This is a genomic window from Thermasporomyces composti, from assembly GCF_003386795.1.
Classification (GTDB): domain Bacteria; phylum Actinomycetota; class Actinomycetes; order Propionibacteriales; family Actinopolymorphaceae; genus Thermasporomyces; species Thermasporomyces composti.
This window is the reverse complement of the sequence record NZ_QTUC01000001.1, coordinates 1,505,603-1,520,134: the sequence shown is the minus strand read 5'-3', so window position 1 is coordinate 1,520,134 and position 14,532 is coordinate 1,505,603. Positions and strand designations below refer to the sequence as shown.

General features: G+C 71.2%; 11 protein-coding genes. All 11 read right to left on the bottom strand.

The window, feature by feature from the left end; all coding sequences use genetic code 11:
- Positions 1–198: 198 nt before the first annotated feature.
- The 11 genes from DFJ64_RS06635 to DFJ64_RS06585 all read right to left on the bottom strand — a co-directional run bounded on the left by DFJ64_RS06635 (position 199) and on the right by DFJ64_RS06585 (position 14,525).
- Positions 199–1,830, bottom strand: coding sequence for a hypothetical protein (locus DFJ64_RS06635; protein WP_115849653.1), 1,632 nt, complete (start codon positions 1,828–1,830; stop codon positions 199–201).
- A complete protein-coding gene (locus DFJ64_RS06630; protein WP_115849652.1) occupies positions 1,827–3,116 on the bottom strand; it encodes a glycosyltransferase family 4 protein in 1,290 nt (429 codons plus the stop codon). The genes DFJ64_RS06635 and DFJ64_RS06630 overlap by 4 nt, the downstream gene beginning before the upstream one ends.
- Entirely contained in the window at positions 3,104–4,108 is a 1,005-nt protein-coding gene (locus tag DFJ64_RS06625; protein ID WP_115849651.1) for a glycosyltransferase family 2 protein, read from the bottom strand. The genes DFJ64_RS06630 and DFJ64_RS06625 overlap by 13 nt, the downstream gene beginning before the upstream one ends.
- Entirely contained in the window at positions 4,065–5,390 is a 1,326-nt protein-coding gene (locus DFJ64_RS06620) for an O-antigen ligase family protein (RefSeq protein ID WP_115849650.1), read from the bottom strand. Before DFJ64_RS06620 ends, DFJ64_RS06625 begins: the two co-directional genes overlap by 44 nt.
- Complete coding sequence (locus DFJ64_RS06615; protein WP_115849649.1) at positions 5,387–7,414, bottom strand: glycosyltransferase; 2,028 nt, start codon at positions 7,412–7,414, stop codon at positions 5,387–5,389. Before DFJ64_RS06615 ends, DFJ64_RS06620 begins: the two co-directional genes overlap by 4 nt.
- Entirely contained in the window at positions 7,411–8,502 is a 1,092-nt protein-coding gene (locus DFJ64_RS06610) for a glycosyltransferase family 2 protein (protein WP_115849648.1), read from the bottom strand. Before DFJ64_RS06610 ends, DFJ64_RS06615 begins: the two co-directional genes overlap by 4 nt.
- Positions 8,499–9,392, bottom strand: coding sequence for a class I SAM-dependent methyltransferase (locus tag DFJ64_RS06605; protein WP_115849647.1), 894 nt, complete (start codon positions 9,390–9,392; stop codon positions 8,499–8,501). The genes DFJ64_RS06610 and DFJ64_RS06605 overlap by 4 nt, the downstream gene beginning before the upstream one ends.
- Entirely contained in the window at positions 9,389–10,969 is a 1,581-nt protein-coding gene (locus DFJ64_RS06600; RefSeq protein ID WP_245940985.1) for a lipopolysaccharide biosynthesis protein, read from the bottom strand. The genes DFJ64_RS06605 and DFJ64_RS06600 overlap by 4 nt, the downstream gene beginning before the upstream one ends.
- Positions 10,962–11,846: a sugar transferase gene (locus DFJ64_RS06595; RefSeq protein ID WP_170152521.1), complete on the bottom strand. Its 885-nt coding sequence runs from the start codon at positions 11,844–11,846 to the stop codon at positions 10,962–10,964. Before DFJ64_RS06595 ends, DFJ64_RS06600 begins: the two co-directional genes overlap by 8 nt.
- A gap of 382 nt (positions 11,847–12,228) precedes the next feature.
- A complete protein-coding gene (locus DFJ64_RS06590; protein ID WP_115849644.1) occupies positions 12,229–13,440 on the bottom strand; it encodes a glycosyltransferase family 2 protein in 1,212 nt (403 codons plus the stop codon).
- A complete protein-coding gene (locus DFJ64_RS06585; RefSeq protein ID WP_115849643.1) occupies positions 13,437–14,525 on the bottom strand; it encodes a glycosyltransferase family 2 protein in 1,089 nt (362 codons plus the stop codon). The genes DFJ64_RS06590 and DFJ64_RS06585 overlap by 4 nt, the downstream gene beginning before the upstream one ends.
- Positions 14,526–14,532 lie beyond the last annotated feature (7 nt).

Sequence of the window (14,532 nt, the reverse complement as noted above, 5' to 3'; positions counted from 1 at the left end):
CCCGACGAGGGCCGTGCTGTCGCAGAACACAGCAGTCGCGACGCGCCTCCCTGAGACGCTCCCCGTGGTGGACGGGGATGCACGGGAGACGACTCGAAGGGGCCGGCGGCGCGGTCCGGGTTCGCGATCTCGCGTCGCTACCCGGCCCACGCCGGCCTCACCCTGGGTCCGCCATGGCCCTAGCGCCGCCCCCGTTGCCTAGTGCCGCATGGCGGGCGTCTTGTCCGATGCCGCGGCATCCTCGACCGCCTCGTCCTCGGCGGAGGAGTCCTTGGCCGCCGCTGGCTCCTTCGCCGGTGCAGAGGACGTGACGGACGAGTCCGACGACACACCGGACCTCGCCGGCGCGGGGGACCACGACGACGCGGCAGCGATGCCCGCCCGCGCGATGCGCGCTGTGCTCGCCTCGTGTGGCTGTTCCACCACACGAGTGGTCGTGTCCTCCACGGGGACGCCGGTGAGCGCGACGTCTCGACGGTGCCAGCGACGACCGGCGTCCAGCGCGTTGACGACGACCACGCCCGCCACCGGCAGTCCGAGCCGGTGCAGCACACCCACCGCGCGATGGGCGTCGCTCACCCGAGTCCAGTCCGCCCGCAGGACGAGGACGGCGGCGTCGGCGTGCGGTGCCAATGCCGAGACGTCGCCGCTCGTGAGCACACCCGGGCCGGTCAACAGCACGACGTCGCTGCCGGTGGCCGCGGCGGAGATGAGCCGGGCGAACGGGCCGCTGCGGAGAAGCGCTCGACGAATCTCGGGATCCGTCGGCTCCGCCGGCACGACGCGGAGGGCCACCGGAGCCGCAGGCGGGACAGCGTCGTGGGCGGACAAGACCTGCTGGATGGTGTGCTCGGCGCTGGCGGGGAAGTGCCGGGCGAGCGTGGGGTGGTCGAGCTGACCTTCCAGCAAGATGACCTGGTAGTGCTGCTCGGCCAGGCCAAGCGCGAGCAGGGACGCCGCGTAGGCCGCCTCCGTCGCCTGGTCGACGCCCACCACGAGCAGCCGCCGTCCCGAGTGCGCGGTGAGCGGACTGAGCGCGGCCACGCCAGCCCGGACCGCCCGGGCCATCCGGCGACGCTGGAACGCGCGCCGGGCTCCGCGTCGCAGGTGCCGAGCCGGTGCGGGTGGTAGTGCGGCCAGGACGGGAAGACCCAGCTCGGCCTCGATTTGGTCGGCCCACCGCAGCCGGTCGTCGAGGTGGTTGCGCAGCATGACCAGGCCGATGCCGACGAGCAGCCCGAGGAGCCCTCCGAGCGCGTCGTTGAGCATCGGCTTCGGGAGTGCCGGAGTGGTCGGCGGAACAGCCTCGTCGAGCGGTTGGGCGTGGAGCGTGCCCCGGCGACCGAGCGAGCCACCAGCGGCGACCTTCGCGCGCAGGACGTCGGTCGCGATGTTGGCGACCCGGGCGGCCTGCCTTGGGGAGGGAGCGGACGCGGTGAGCGTCACGATCTGGACGCCTGGCTCGTAACTCGCGTCGATCTGCCCCACGACGGCCTCGGAGGGCAGGTGGGCTTGCTCGGCCACCTCGAGCGCGAGCGCGGTGGACTCGGCGAGACGGGCCACCGTCGGCACCATGGCTTGCGAGGAGTTCGGGTCGTAGGCGGGGGCTGCCGAGGGCTGCTGGGCCCGCCCCTCCGGCTCCTCGGACCCGACGGGCACGGGGCGGGTGTAGGCGGAGACCACGACCGATGCTCGCGCCTGATAGACCGGCTCCATCTGTGTCGTGACGGCGTAGGCGCCGGCGACTCCCGCGCACGTCGACACCAGCACGAGGGCGGCCGGCACGCGGGCCGCGCGGAGAGCGGCACCGAGGTTGGCGGCAGTGCTCACTGTGCTTGTCCTTCCTTCTCGTGGGTTCGGTTCATGTGCGCGTCGGCTGGGTCGAGCGCTGGGACCCTTTCCCGCACGGGCTCGTCGACGCCAACGACGGAGGCGCTCGTGATCGCGTGTCGGGGAACCCTCGTGTAAAGCGACGGTTGGCGTGCCTCGACGAGGGCCTGCCAGGTTCGGCACATGCTGTCCGCGACGCGCGACCAGCTGAACAGTCGGGCGCGGGCGACTGCGGTGGCGGACAGCCGATCCGCCAGCGCGGCGTCGTCCCGGACCCTGCGGAGACATGCCGCGAGCGAGCTCGCGTTACCGGCGGAGAAGATGAGTCCAGCCGGGCCGATGACGTAGGGAATCTCGCCCACGTTGCTGCCGACGACGGGCACGCCGCAGGCCATGGCCTCGACGAGGACTCGGCCGAACTGCTCCTTGAGCGGAATGCCTACCCACGGCAGGACATTGCGTTGGACGACCTCCACGGACGGCAGGGTGAGCACGTCCATGCGGTGGATGAGGTCTGGGAGACGTTCGCGCGGGACCCAAGGATGAACCTCGATTCGGCCCGGGCGGCGTCGCGCGGCCTGCTCGATTCGCGACGTCAGGCTCCCCTTGCCGATGAGAAGGAGATCGCAGTCGAGCCGTTCCGCGGCTTCCAGCAGCGTGTCGATCCCCTTGTGCGGCTCGAACAGCCCCACGAATCCCACGGTGAACGGTCGCGGTGGCGGGGGCGACGGTGCCGGCCGAAACGTCTCGGTGTCGACGCCGAGTGGGACGACACACGCCTTGCCTTGGTAGCCCTTGGTCCGCAGCACGTTCAGTGCGGCCGGAGTGATGGGAAAGGCACAGTCGACCGTCTGGTAGGTACGTCGCTCGACGAGCGGAAAGGGGAACGGGAACTGCGTCACCACGTTCTGCGCGGCGTACACCGTGACCGGCGTGTCCGGCCAGTAGCGGCGTCGCATGCGCAGGACCTGGTGGGTGGACAGGTAGGCGGGCTCGCCAATGATGTGGATGACGTCCGGACGTCGGGAGCGCAACGCGTGTCCGCTGCCGGGCCGGAGCATCACGGAGGCCATGTGCCCGGTCAGGTCGGTACCGGGCATCCGCCGCGCCACGTGGAGGTGGAAGTGCGGATGCTCTCCGGCGAGGGCATGGAGGACGCTTCGCGTGTGTGGCGTCATGGTGGCCGCGAGGACGGTGAGCTCCACATCCGGGCGCCGCAGGAGAGCCTTGAACAGGTCCACCCAGTTGTCGGCACGGTTGGCGATGACGCTGATCAGAACGTGCACGTGTTCCCCCTTTCGATGGCGCTGGGCTTGGCCGCCAAGGCGATGCGGGCGACTTCCGCCCAAGCCCGGGCGCGGGCCCGTGCGGTTGTGGAACGGGTCAGCGAGCGTGCTCCGGCGAGCACGATCCCGAGCAGGGCGCGGACCAGCACGGCGAGCCGGACGACCGGATAGCTTCGGCGGCGGTGCCGCACGAAGAAGCGCATCATGCTGCGGTACAGGTGCGGCCAGATGCGCCGTGGGTCATTGGTGCTGGCGCCGCCGATGTGCATGGCCTGCACGCTCGGCAGGTAGACGACCCTGGCGCCACGCTTCCCGGCCTGCAGGCACAGCTCCTCGTCCTCGTAGTACATGAAGTACGCCGCGTCGAGGCCGCCGAGCTCGTGGAGCAGGGAGGTGCGAACCGCCAGACACGCCCCGGACAGCCAGTCGACGTCGATCGGCGCCCCAGGCTCGTGGCGGCAGGCGTCGTAGGTCTGCCGTCTGCGCTTGCCGCAGAGGAGCCGACGCACCGCGACCGGCAGCAGGCTTCCGCCGAACCGACTGACGACCACGCTGACCCAGGACTCGAAGGGGTGAGCGCTCACCCGAGGGCGGCCATCGGGTCCCACCAGACGCGGGCCCGCGATGCCGATGTCGGGATGGTCACGAAGGAGCTTGACCAGGGCTTCCGCCGTTCCCTCCCGCAGCACGCAGTCGGGGTTGACCAGCAGCACCACGTCGGTCGTGACCCCCGCCAAGGCCTGGTTGACGGCGGCGGCGAAGCCCACGTTGTCGGTGTTGGCGACCAGCCAGGTGTCCGGGTACGAGGCGGCGACGAGTGACGTGGTTCCGTCGGTGGACGCGTTGTCGACAACCCTGACGGCGACGCCCGAGGCACGAAGCGCCGCGAGACACTCACCGATGTGGGCGTAGGAGTTGTGTGTGACCACGATGGCGGTCGCGCCCAGCTCAGTGACTGGCTCGTACCGGTGCACCGCTTCTTGCGTGCGCATACCAAACCTCCAGGGGCGGGTGGGGGGTGGGACGCGTCGCGGGCGCCCTGGTGAGCAGCACGAGGGCGGGCAGGAGCCCGAGCTCCCAGTGACCGTCGGTGGGACCCGCGAAGCTCGCGGCGACGACGAAGCCGGCGGCCAAGGCCGCGAAGCTCAAGGAGAGTCCGGCCCGGTCGGTGAGGCCGATCCGAATGGCCACGGCGAGCGGCCAGCACACGGCCATGAGCCCGACGAGCCCGGTGTTGGCGAGGACCGTCACCCAGAACGCGTGGTAGACCGGCCCGACGTCCGTCACGCGATACGGGGGCAGGTAGACGTCCGGGGTGCTTTGACCCAGACCTTCGCCCAGCACAGGGTTCGCCGCGAAGACAGCGAGCCCAGTCGAAGCCTCCGCGCCGCGATAACCCGACGACGTGGTGAGCTTCTGCTCGACAATGTGGGAGCGCTCCTGCACCCCCGTGCTCATCGCCATCCCGCCACCGACGACGAGGACACCGGCCGCAAGGCTGAGCGCGACGCAGCGGCGGACGGAGGGAGCGCCCCGGACGACCATGACAAGCAGTGCGATGCCGAGGGCGAGCCAGATGGAGCGGTATCCGGCAAGCACGACGTCGGCGAGCAAGACCGCGACCGCCACCAGGCAGGCGAGACGTCGTACGCCACGGGTTCGGCAGGAGGCGACGATGAGCGGCGGGACAGCCAGGGCCGACAGCAGGCCCCCGTGCTGTCCAGGGGTCGCGAGGCTGGCGAGGGCGAAGGTGGTGGCCGCGACCACGTAGACGATCCCAGCGGCGCGCAGTGCACGGGAGGTGGTGAACGTCGTGGTGGCCAAGAAGTAGTAGGCGGGGAGAACAGCGAGCTGGTAGGTGCCGACCATGACGTCGTACGGCGCGTGTCGGGTCAGCCCGTACGCGGCGCATGCGACCACGACGACGGCGAGCACGAGCATCGGGGCATCGGCGGGCGTGCGCCGGCTACGGTCGGCGCCGGGCAGGAAGGTTCGCCGGAGCAGGACCGCGAGCCCTCCGGCCGCCAGGATGGCCGCGTGGATGGTGACGATCGCCTGGACGTCGCGCACGCCGACGGCCATGGCCACCAAGGGGCCGCCGACGATGCCGGTCGGCAGCGTCAGCCACGGCCGCAGGACGAAGACGGTCACGCAGACCACACCGCCGACCAAGGCGAGGCCGAGCCCGCGAGGCGCGAGGAGCGTCAGCGTGGCGCCGACGCCCAGGGCGGCGCCAGCGAGCGCCGCGGTCGGCCAGGCGACCCAGGTCCTCACCCCGACCGCCCCCTCTCCGCGGCGAGCAGGCGCCTGACCTGGTCCGCCCGCACCCGCCAGGTGTTCCGTCGGGCTGCCTCCACGCGAGCCGTGGCGGCGGTGGGAGAGGACGCCTCCAACAGCGCCTTCTCGATCGCCTTCTCGAACTCGTGGGGTCCCTGGGCGAGGTGGATGAGGTCCGCGAGGGACCGCAGCGCCGGCAGCGGCGTCGCGACGACTGGCTTGCCGAGCGCGAGGTACTCGTACAGCTTCTTGGGCTGGACGTAGTCGACCAGCGGGCTCAGCCGGTAGGGGATGAGACAGACGTCGGCTCCGCGCAGCACGGCCGGCACGTCGTCGAAGTGGATCCGCCCGGCGAGGTGCACGTTCGGCAAGCCAGCGAGGGGCGCCCGCCCGGCCGGCGTCGAGTCACCACAGAGGACGAACGTCCAGTCCGGCCGCTGTCGGGCAAGAGCCGCGATGAGCTCGGCGTCGAACGCACGGGTGTCGACGCGTCCGGCGTAGCAGAGGCGTGGTGCCGGCAGACTGGCCATCCACATCGCCACCGGACCCTCGGGCGAGAACCGCGTCGGGTCGCAGGCGTTGGGCACGACGATCGGTCGGCGGCGAGCCGGGGGAAGCCTGGCCGGGAGCGCGGGCGAGGAGGCGAGCACCAGGTCGGCGTGGCGAACGGTCGCACGAAGCCCGCGGCGCAGGTGCCAGCGGTTCCACACGCGGGTGAAGGTCCAGTTCAAGTCGACGGCGTCGTAGACCATCAGCTCCGCGCCGAGCCGGCGCACGATGGGTCGGGCGAGCTCGTCGTCCACCCACAGCAGCCGGGTTCCCGGTCGTCGGTCGAGCCATCGGCGCAGCAGCACCGCCGCCACCCACCGGTTCAGCCAGTTCGCTGGCGGAACGTGTCGACTGAACGGCAAGACCGCCGGTGGCGTGGCCCGCCACAGGGAGGGACCCATGCGGCGCACCGTGAAGCGCCACCGGGCCCGCCGACCGGGTGGCTCCACGTAGAGCACCCGATGGTCGCTGGTGAGCTCGCGAGCAAGGGCGTGTTGACGTTGCTCACCCGTCGACCACGGGCAGGCGCTGAGCATCACCAACCAGGGCCGAACGTCGCCGCCCGGTATCGGGGCCTGCTCCCCGCGCAGGCCGGCGATCAGGTCGCGGATCCGCGGTGTCCTCGCCCGACCGGCCAGCCGTCGAAACGTCTGGTCGAGCACGACGGCGAGGACGAAGAGCACCACCTTCGGCGCGGGCATCGTCAAGCGCAGGTAGCGGGCGAGCCCCCGCACGTGGTGGCGTGTGCGGGCCAGTGTGCCCAGAAGTCTGGTCGAGGACCCGCCCGTGTGGGTGACGGTGGCGTCAGGTGTCATCCACAGCTGGTGTCCGGCCGCAGCGAGTCCCCACGCCAGCAGCACGTCGTTGAAGTAGACGGGCAGTCGCTCGTCGAGCAGGCGTCGTGTTGGCAGAACCGACCGCCGCAACAACAGGCAGCTCGCAGGTGGCTGCGGCACCGGCCGGGGGCGCGTGAAGTCCTCGCCCTCCATGAGGTAGGCGCGGTAGGCGTGGCGGAAGGGGGGAAACCGGCGCAGTCCGGTCGCCGCCGCGATCGCACTGCGCAGGGTCGGTAGCCGCAGGTAGGGACTTTGCGCGTGGCCGTTCGCGTCCACGAACGCTGGTGCGACGCCGGCGACGTCGGGCCGCTCCCGCAGGAATCGGGCGAGGGCGCTCAGCGCCCCGGGGTGCAGTCGCACGTCGCTGTTGAGGAGCAGGATGAACCTGCCTTGTGCGCACGCGAAGGCTTGGTTGACGGCGGCGGCGTAGCCGCGGTTGGTCTCGTTCCGCAGAAGCAGGACGTCCGGCCACGAGGCGAGCAGCTCCGCCGACCCGTCACGGGACCCGTTGTCGACGGCGATGACCTCGACGGTCAGGTCGTCGTCGACCGCCTCGGGAATGGACTCGAGGCAGGCTCGGGTCTCGCGTACGGTGTTCCAGCTCACGAGGAGCACGGACACGTCGGGGCGTCTCATGGGCCGCTCCGTTCCGCCGGGTGCGGGGCCCGCTGGTCTGCGTGGTGAGCGGTCGTCCCGGCTTGGCCGTTGGAGGGGGTCGTCGCCGCGGACGAGAGCGTGCTCTCTCGGGCCGTACGGGCTGGTTCAGGAGCGCCCGCTCGTGGCGCGGTCGTGGCGCCCAGCGGGGCGTCCGGGAGCGGGGGAAGCTCTCCTCGGAGAGCGGCGGCCAGCGCCCGCCGACGTAGGCGACGACGCCGGCCGGTCACGGTGCGGGCGAGCCAGTCGACCCACATGCCCGCCCGGAACAGCCGAAGGCTCGTGTCCGGCTCGGTCATCTGCAGGTAGCGCACGAACGAGCCGATCTGGTGCTGGGAGCGCACGGACGGGTCGAGCAGCCTGGTGCTTCCGCCTGCCGTGTGCGCCACTACTGCGTCCGGCGTCACCCACAAGGTGTGACCGCGCTCGGCGAGAGACCGAGCCAGCAAGGTGTCGTTGGCGTACAGCGGTAGGCGCTCGTCGAGGATGTGGTCCGGGCTCAGCGTCGACCGGCGCAGCAGGAGACAGGCGGATACCGGCGCGTCGACCACGCGGGGCTCGGAGAAGTCGTCATCGCACATGAGGTGACGCCGGAGGGGTCCGCGGAACCCCGGCAGGCGACCGAAGGCCGTGAACGACGCCAGCTCGGTGCGCGGGGTCGGGAAGTGGCGGTAGTGCTGGTCCAGCGAGCCGGGTGGGACGGAGGAGAGGAAGAGCGGGACGACGCCCGCCGCGCCGGGCCGGTTCGCGAGGAAGCGCGCCATCGCGGCCAGAGCACCGGGTCTCAGACAGACGTCGGTGCTGAGGAGGAGGACGAACTCGCCGCCGGCTCGGAGGTAGGCCTGGTTGACCGCCCGGGCGTAGCCAAGGTTGGCCTCGTTGCGCAGCAGATGGACGCCGGGCCAGGTCTCGAGCAGCTCCGCGGAGCCGTCGCGGGAGCCGTTGTCGACGGCGAGGACCTCGTAGCTGACGTCAGGGCGCGCGGCGGCCTCGAGGGAGGCGAGGCACCGCCGGGTCTGTTCCCTGGTGTTCCAGCTGACGAGCAGGACGGACACGCGCAGATCGGTCATGGGGTGGTGCCTTCCGGTCGCCGCGCGATCAGTCGCAACAGGTCCCCGTCGCGGGGGTGCGTCGTCCGCAGGCGGGGCGCGTGGCACGCCCTCGACTCGGCGAGCACGAGGCCGGCCCGCAGCCACGGCCTCCGCATGTAGTGCCGGCCGAAGAGCGTGTCGTGGGCGATGACGACGAACCCATGGCTCTCGACGAGTCGGACCAGGGTCTGCGGCCCGAAGTGCCAGCGGTGGTGCAGGGGAGAGAGATGTGGCCAGTTACGACCCTGGCGACGCGCGACGGGCGACGCAGCGTTGGGCACTTCCAGCGCCAGCCAGCCGCCGGGCAGCAGCGCGTCGTGGGCGGCGGACAGGAAGCGATGGACGTCGTCGGTGTGCTCCAGCACGTGGAAGGCGCACACCGCCTCGACCTGCCGCTCGAGCCGAACGGTCTCGAGGGTTCCCTCGTGGACGGGGATACCGAGCCGATCCCGCGCGTACCGCACGCAGACCCGTGCTGGCTCGATGGCGACCGCGTCGATGCCCTCCCCCCGCGCGGCGGCGACGAAGAAGCCGGCCGCCGCGCCGGCCTCCACAAGCGACCGCGGCCGGACCGGGTGGGTCGCCTTGAGCAGCCACCTCAGTCGACGGGTGGCCTCCCACCGCCGCTGGCGGGCGCTCCCGAAGTAGTCGTGGTAGCTCTGCCAGAGGAAGTAGTCCTCGTCGTACAGATCGGCTTGGGACGCCACGGTCTCGGCACCGACGGTCCACATGAAGCCGCACGAGACGCACGCTCGGACCCAGCCGGCGAACGCGGGTTCGTCCCCGCGCCGCTCGCCGCACACCGGGCAGGGCCAGGTCCGCGCGGCGTGGCGCGGTGCCGGCTGGTCGACGCTTACCTGTCCACTCACCGCGGACTCCTCTCCATCGGTGGCCCGACGAGAGCCGGCGTCCGGCGCACGGCGACGATGGCGCGGAGCCGCTCCCGATCCGTGGCGTCGAAGAAGCCCACCGCCGTGAGCAGCGCGATACCCACGAGCACGGTCAGGAGGCCTTGACACAGCAACGTCGTCGCGGCGCCGACCCGACCGGGCCCGCCGGGCAGGTAGGGGGTCGTCAGCCAGCCGGCGAGGCCGGCCGCGACGCCCACGACCGCCGGCCAGGTCAGGGCTCGAGCCAGCAGGCGGAGCGGGCGGCCGGAGTCGCGGTGGAAGTGGACGAAGAAGTACGCCCCGCCGCCCGCCAGGGCCAACGCACTCGACAACGGAACGCCCCACGGCCCCAGCAGCGCCAGCAGCGGCAGGGTCAGCACGAGGTTCAGTCCGGCGGTGACGAGGGCGAACCTTGTCTCCCGTCCGGGTCTGCCTTCCGCACGGGTCACCATCTGGGCGGCGCAGGTGCAGACGTTGACCGCGTAGGCCGGCGCCATGAGCGCCAGCGTGGTGGCGGCGAGCGGGACCCGATGACCGAGCCACAACCGCACCAAGGGGTCCGCGCAGGCCACGAGGAACGCCGCCCCCAGTGCCGCGTACGTGGCGAGGTATCTCGTCATCCCCAGGTAGAGGCGGTTCAACCTGGCCGGGTCCGCCGTCGCCGCCGCGGTGGCGGCGGCCGGGAACATCGCGGTCGTGATCAACGCCGCGGGCATCCGCAGCAGGTTCGCCAGCTTGTTGCCGGGTTCGTATCCGGCCACCGCGGCGGGGCCGACGAAGCCCCCGAGCACCAAGCGGTCCGTCTCGTTGCTGGCGGCGGCCGCGACATTCGTCACCTGGATGGGGACGCAGTAGTGGAGCGCGGCGACCACGTGCTGACGACACAGGTCGGCTGGACTCGGTCGAAGCGAGGGTGCCGTTCGGTGAGCCAAGCCGACGATCGCCACCGAGCGGGCCGTGTTCGTCAGCGAGGTGACGACAGCCAGCGCGACCAAGCCGCCGCCAGCGAGGACCGCCATCGCCGACAACGCCGCGTTGAGGACGGCGGCGCCTCCGTCGAGCGCGGCGACGGTGGAGTAGCGCTGGAGTCCTTCGAGCACGGCACGCCACGGTCCCGCGACACAGACGACCGTGAAACCGAGAAGGAGAACGAGCACCGCGTCGTGCGCCTCCGCCGCCAGCGGCCCGAGCCGGAAGAGGCTCGCCACGGCCGGCCAACAGAGCAGGAAGCCAGCCAGGGCGAGCGCGCTGAGGCACGCGCCCCACCCAACCCCGATGGCCAGCACCGCGCGCGCCGTTCGAGTCTCACCCAGGCTCACCGCCCTGGCGACCTCGCGGGTCTGCGCGGAGCCCAGCCCCATGTCGACGTAGCCCATGAGGGCGACGAGGCCGGCCAGCAGGACCCAGACACCGAACTCCTGGCGTCCGAGCCGGCTGTAGAGGACCGGCAGCGCCAGGGTTCCGGCGAGCGCTCCGGCAACGCGGGCGGTGAACAGTGCCGCGCCGTTCCGCGCGACGCGGCCGGCCACGGATGGGCGTGTTTCCAGGTCAGCCACGCGGAAATCCCCGGAACAGGTCACGGACGGTCAGGGCGAGCAGCCGCAGATCCAGCCCGAGGGACCAGCAGCTGACGTAGAGCAGGTCGCAGCGCAGCTTCTCCTCGACGCTGGCGCCGTATCCGCCGGTGAGTTGGGCGATCCCGGTGAGGCCGGGTCGGACGAGGTGGCGAAGGTCGTAGTGCGGGACGCCGCGGAACTGGCGGATGAGCTCCGGCCGTTCGGGGCGAGGCCCGACGAGGCTCATCTGACCGCAAAGCACGTTCCACAGCTGGGGCAGTTCGTCGATGCGGTAGCGCCGCAGAACCCGTCCGAGACGGGTCATCCGCGGATCCTCTGGGGTGGCGAGGACGGGGCCGGTGGCAAGTTCCGCGCGCACCCGCATCGTCCGGAACTTCACCAGTCGGAAGCGGCGGCCGCCTCGTCCCACCCGCTCCTGGACGTAGAGCGGCGGGCCATCGAGGCTCACCAGAAGGCCGACGATCAGCATGAGCGGCACGACGACGGGCGCGCTCACGATCACCAGGACGATGTCAAGGAGTCGTTTGCAGAACGCGGCACCGCGTCGTTGACCCGGCCAGCGCAAGGGAAGCCAGGGCGTTCCCCCGAAACGGCGAAAGTGGGTCGAGCCGAGCAGCCCGTAGGCAGGTCGGGCGCGGACCAGGACCTGGACGCGGTGGTGGCGGCAGACGCGCAACAGCCAGTAGTCGACCGCGTCCAAGGACGCGTTGACCAGGATGAGTTTCGGGCGCCAGTACGCCAGCACGCTGGCGAGAGCGTGCGGATCCGGTGGGAGCGGTAACCGCGCCACGACGTCGAGCTCCTCGTCGAGGCCGTTCTCGGCCGGCGCGACAGGAGCGGTCTCGTCGAGGATCACCGCACGTGGCCTGCGCCCCGGGCGGGGACCTCGGTGCGCCGGTGGAAAGCTGGCGACAGGCGGTGGCGTGGGCCCCGCCTGTCGGTCAAGGACGCCTGAAGTCGGCGCGGCGGTCACCGTGTCGGGGTGACGTGGCGGGTCGCTGACGAGCTCACCGTTCCGGTTCGGCAGGGTCGCGCCACCACCGGTCAGGTGTCCCGATGCCCGCATACCGCCCCCATTGACCATCACCAGCGGGTGTCATGCGCCGACGCTGACTCAGTACGAATCAGACGGATTCACTAAATCGCTTATTGACCGTTCACGCAGGAAATCAAACGATTTGGTCGGTGCTGGATGCCACGCTGACTGGCGGTGACGGCGTGCGTCTTTGTGTGGTGCGTTATTCAACCGAGACAGTGCTCGATTGATCGAGGCTCGATTGATCGAGACTCGCTTGAGCGAGGTCTGGTTGACCGAGGCATGTGTCGTCGAGGCTTGTGTGGTCGGGACGTGCTCGATCCGCACTCTCTCGACCGCACTTCGTTTGATCGTGTCGGTGTCGCTGACCAACCTGCCCAGGCCCCGTCACGTGGGGCTTCTCTCGACTCGTGAGGAAGCCGAGGGCCCACGCGAAATGGATCATTGACACGACGACCGGAAGCCACAGTCGGGCGCGCCATGGCAGGTCTCGGCTGACAACGGCCGCCCCGGCGGTGACCAGAAGGACATAGCCAGCTGGCAGGACCAAGGCGGCGGACAGCGTGGGAACTCCGACCAGGGCGCCGCATGCAGCGACGAGTGCGGCGGCGGCGCAGACCACCATCGTGAGCGGGGCTGCGAGATACCGAGCGCTGCAGGTGCCGGGATGGCGGCGGCAGATCGCGCGTCGCCAGCGGCCGTTCGAGTAGAACTGCTCGACAAAGGCGGCCACCGTGGGCCGTGGCCGGTAGTCGACGCGCAGCCTCGGGTCGTACCAGACCGTCCCGCCCGCTTGCCGAATGCGGTAGTTCAGCTCCCAGTCCTCGCCGCGAACAAGAGACTCGTCGTAGCCTCCGAGGCGGTCGAGCACGGCGCGTCGGAACACGCCGAGATACACGGTGTCGACCGGACCTGCCGTCCCCTTGGCGTCGAAGCGCCCTCGGCTGGATCCGATGCCGAGCCAGGTGGTCATGGCTCGCGCGATGGCGTGCTCGAGGGGAGTCTCTCCTCGCGCGGCGAAGACCCCTCCCACGTTGTCCGCGCCGGTCTCCGCCAGGATCTCGACGGCCCGGCGGACGTAGTCGGGAGTCAGCCGGCCTCGGGCGTCGACGCGGACGACGACGTCGTGCCGTGCCTGTGCCAGGGCGGCGTTGAGGCCGCTCGCCGTCGTACCCACCGGGTTGTCGACGAGGCGGACACGCGGGTCCGTCGCGGCCACGGCCGCGACCACGTCGTGGGTGTCGTCGTGGGAGGGACCGACGGCGACGATGACCTCGAGTGTCCCGGGGCAGCCCTGAGACAGGACTCGTTCCAGCGTCTCCCGCAGGTAGGGTGCGTCGTTTCGCACGGCCATGATGACCGACACCGCCGGCCATCCCGGTGACTCGTCGCTCGGTGCTGGTGCGGGCCTCATCGTCGATCGCGGGCGGCCGCGCGGGCCACCGCGTCGTCGACCCTTGGGGGACGCGGCGTAGCCCGACCGAGCGAGTGCGGACTGGTGAGGAAGCCGATCCCCCACGTCAGGTGCATGACGACCAGCACCAGAGGAAGCCACAACCGCGCGCGCCACGGCAGCTCGCGACCGGCGATGGCCGATCCGACGACGATCGCGACCAGGTAGGCCGCCGGCACGCTCCACGCCACCATCAGCGGCGGCATCGCGACGCCGACCAGGCCGAGGAGCGCACCCGCCAGACAGCCGACGGTGGTGACCGGCGGGGCCAGGTAGCGGAAGCGCAACGTGCCCGGATGGAGCCGGCCAACCGCGCGCCGCCATCGGCCGTTCGAGTAGAACTGCGCGGCCATGGAGGTGAGGTTGGGGCGCGGTCGATAGGTGACGCGCAGGCGGGGATCGCACCAGACGACGCCACCGTCCCGGCGGATGCGGTAGTTGAGCTCCCAGTCCTGGGTGCGAATGAGGTTCTCGTCGTAGCCGCCGAGCCGCTCGAGCACGGCACGTCGGAAGACGCCGAGGTAGACGGTGTCGACGGGCCCAGGCCTCCCGTTCGGATCGAAGCGGCCGCCGCCGCTGCCGATGCCGATCCAGCTCGTCATCGCGCGGGCGATCGCCTGCTCCAGTGGCGTCTCGCCCTGGGCGACGAGAACGCCACCCACGTTGTCGGCTCCGGTCGCGTCGAGGATCTCCACGGCCAGCCGGACGTAGTCGGGATCCAGCAGCCCGCGCGCGTCGACCCGCACGATGATGTCGTGTCGGGCGTTGCGGATCGCGGCGTTGAGGCCGCTGGGCGTGGTACCGGTCGGGTTGTCGACCACGCGGACACGCGGGTCGGCGGCAGCGAGCTCCTGGGCGATCTCCGCGGTGCGGTCCGTCGACCTGCCGACGGCGATCACCAGCTCCAGCTCGCCCGGATACCGCTGGGCGAGGACGTGGCGCACCGTCGCGGGCAGATGCCGTTCCTCGTTGCGCACCGCGAGCACGACCGAGACCGGAGGCCACCACGTGTCGGTCGGTGTGGGGGTTCGTGTTGACGACCGCATCGGATCG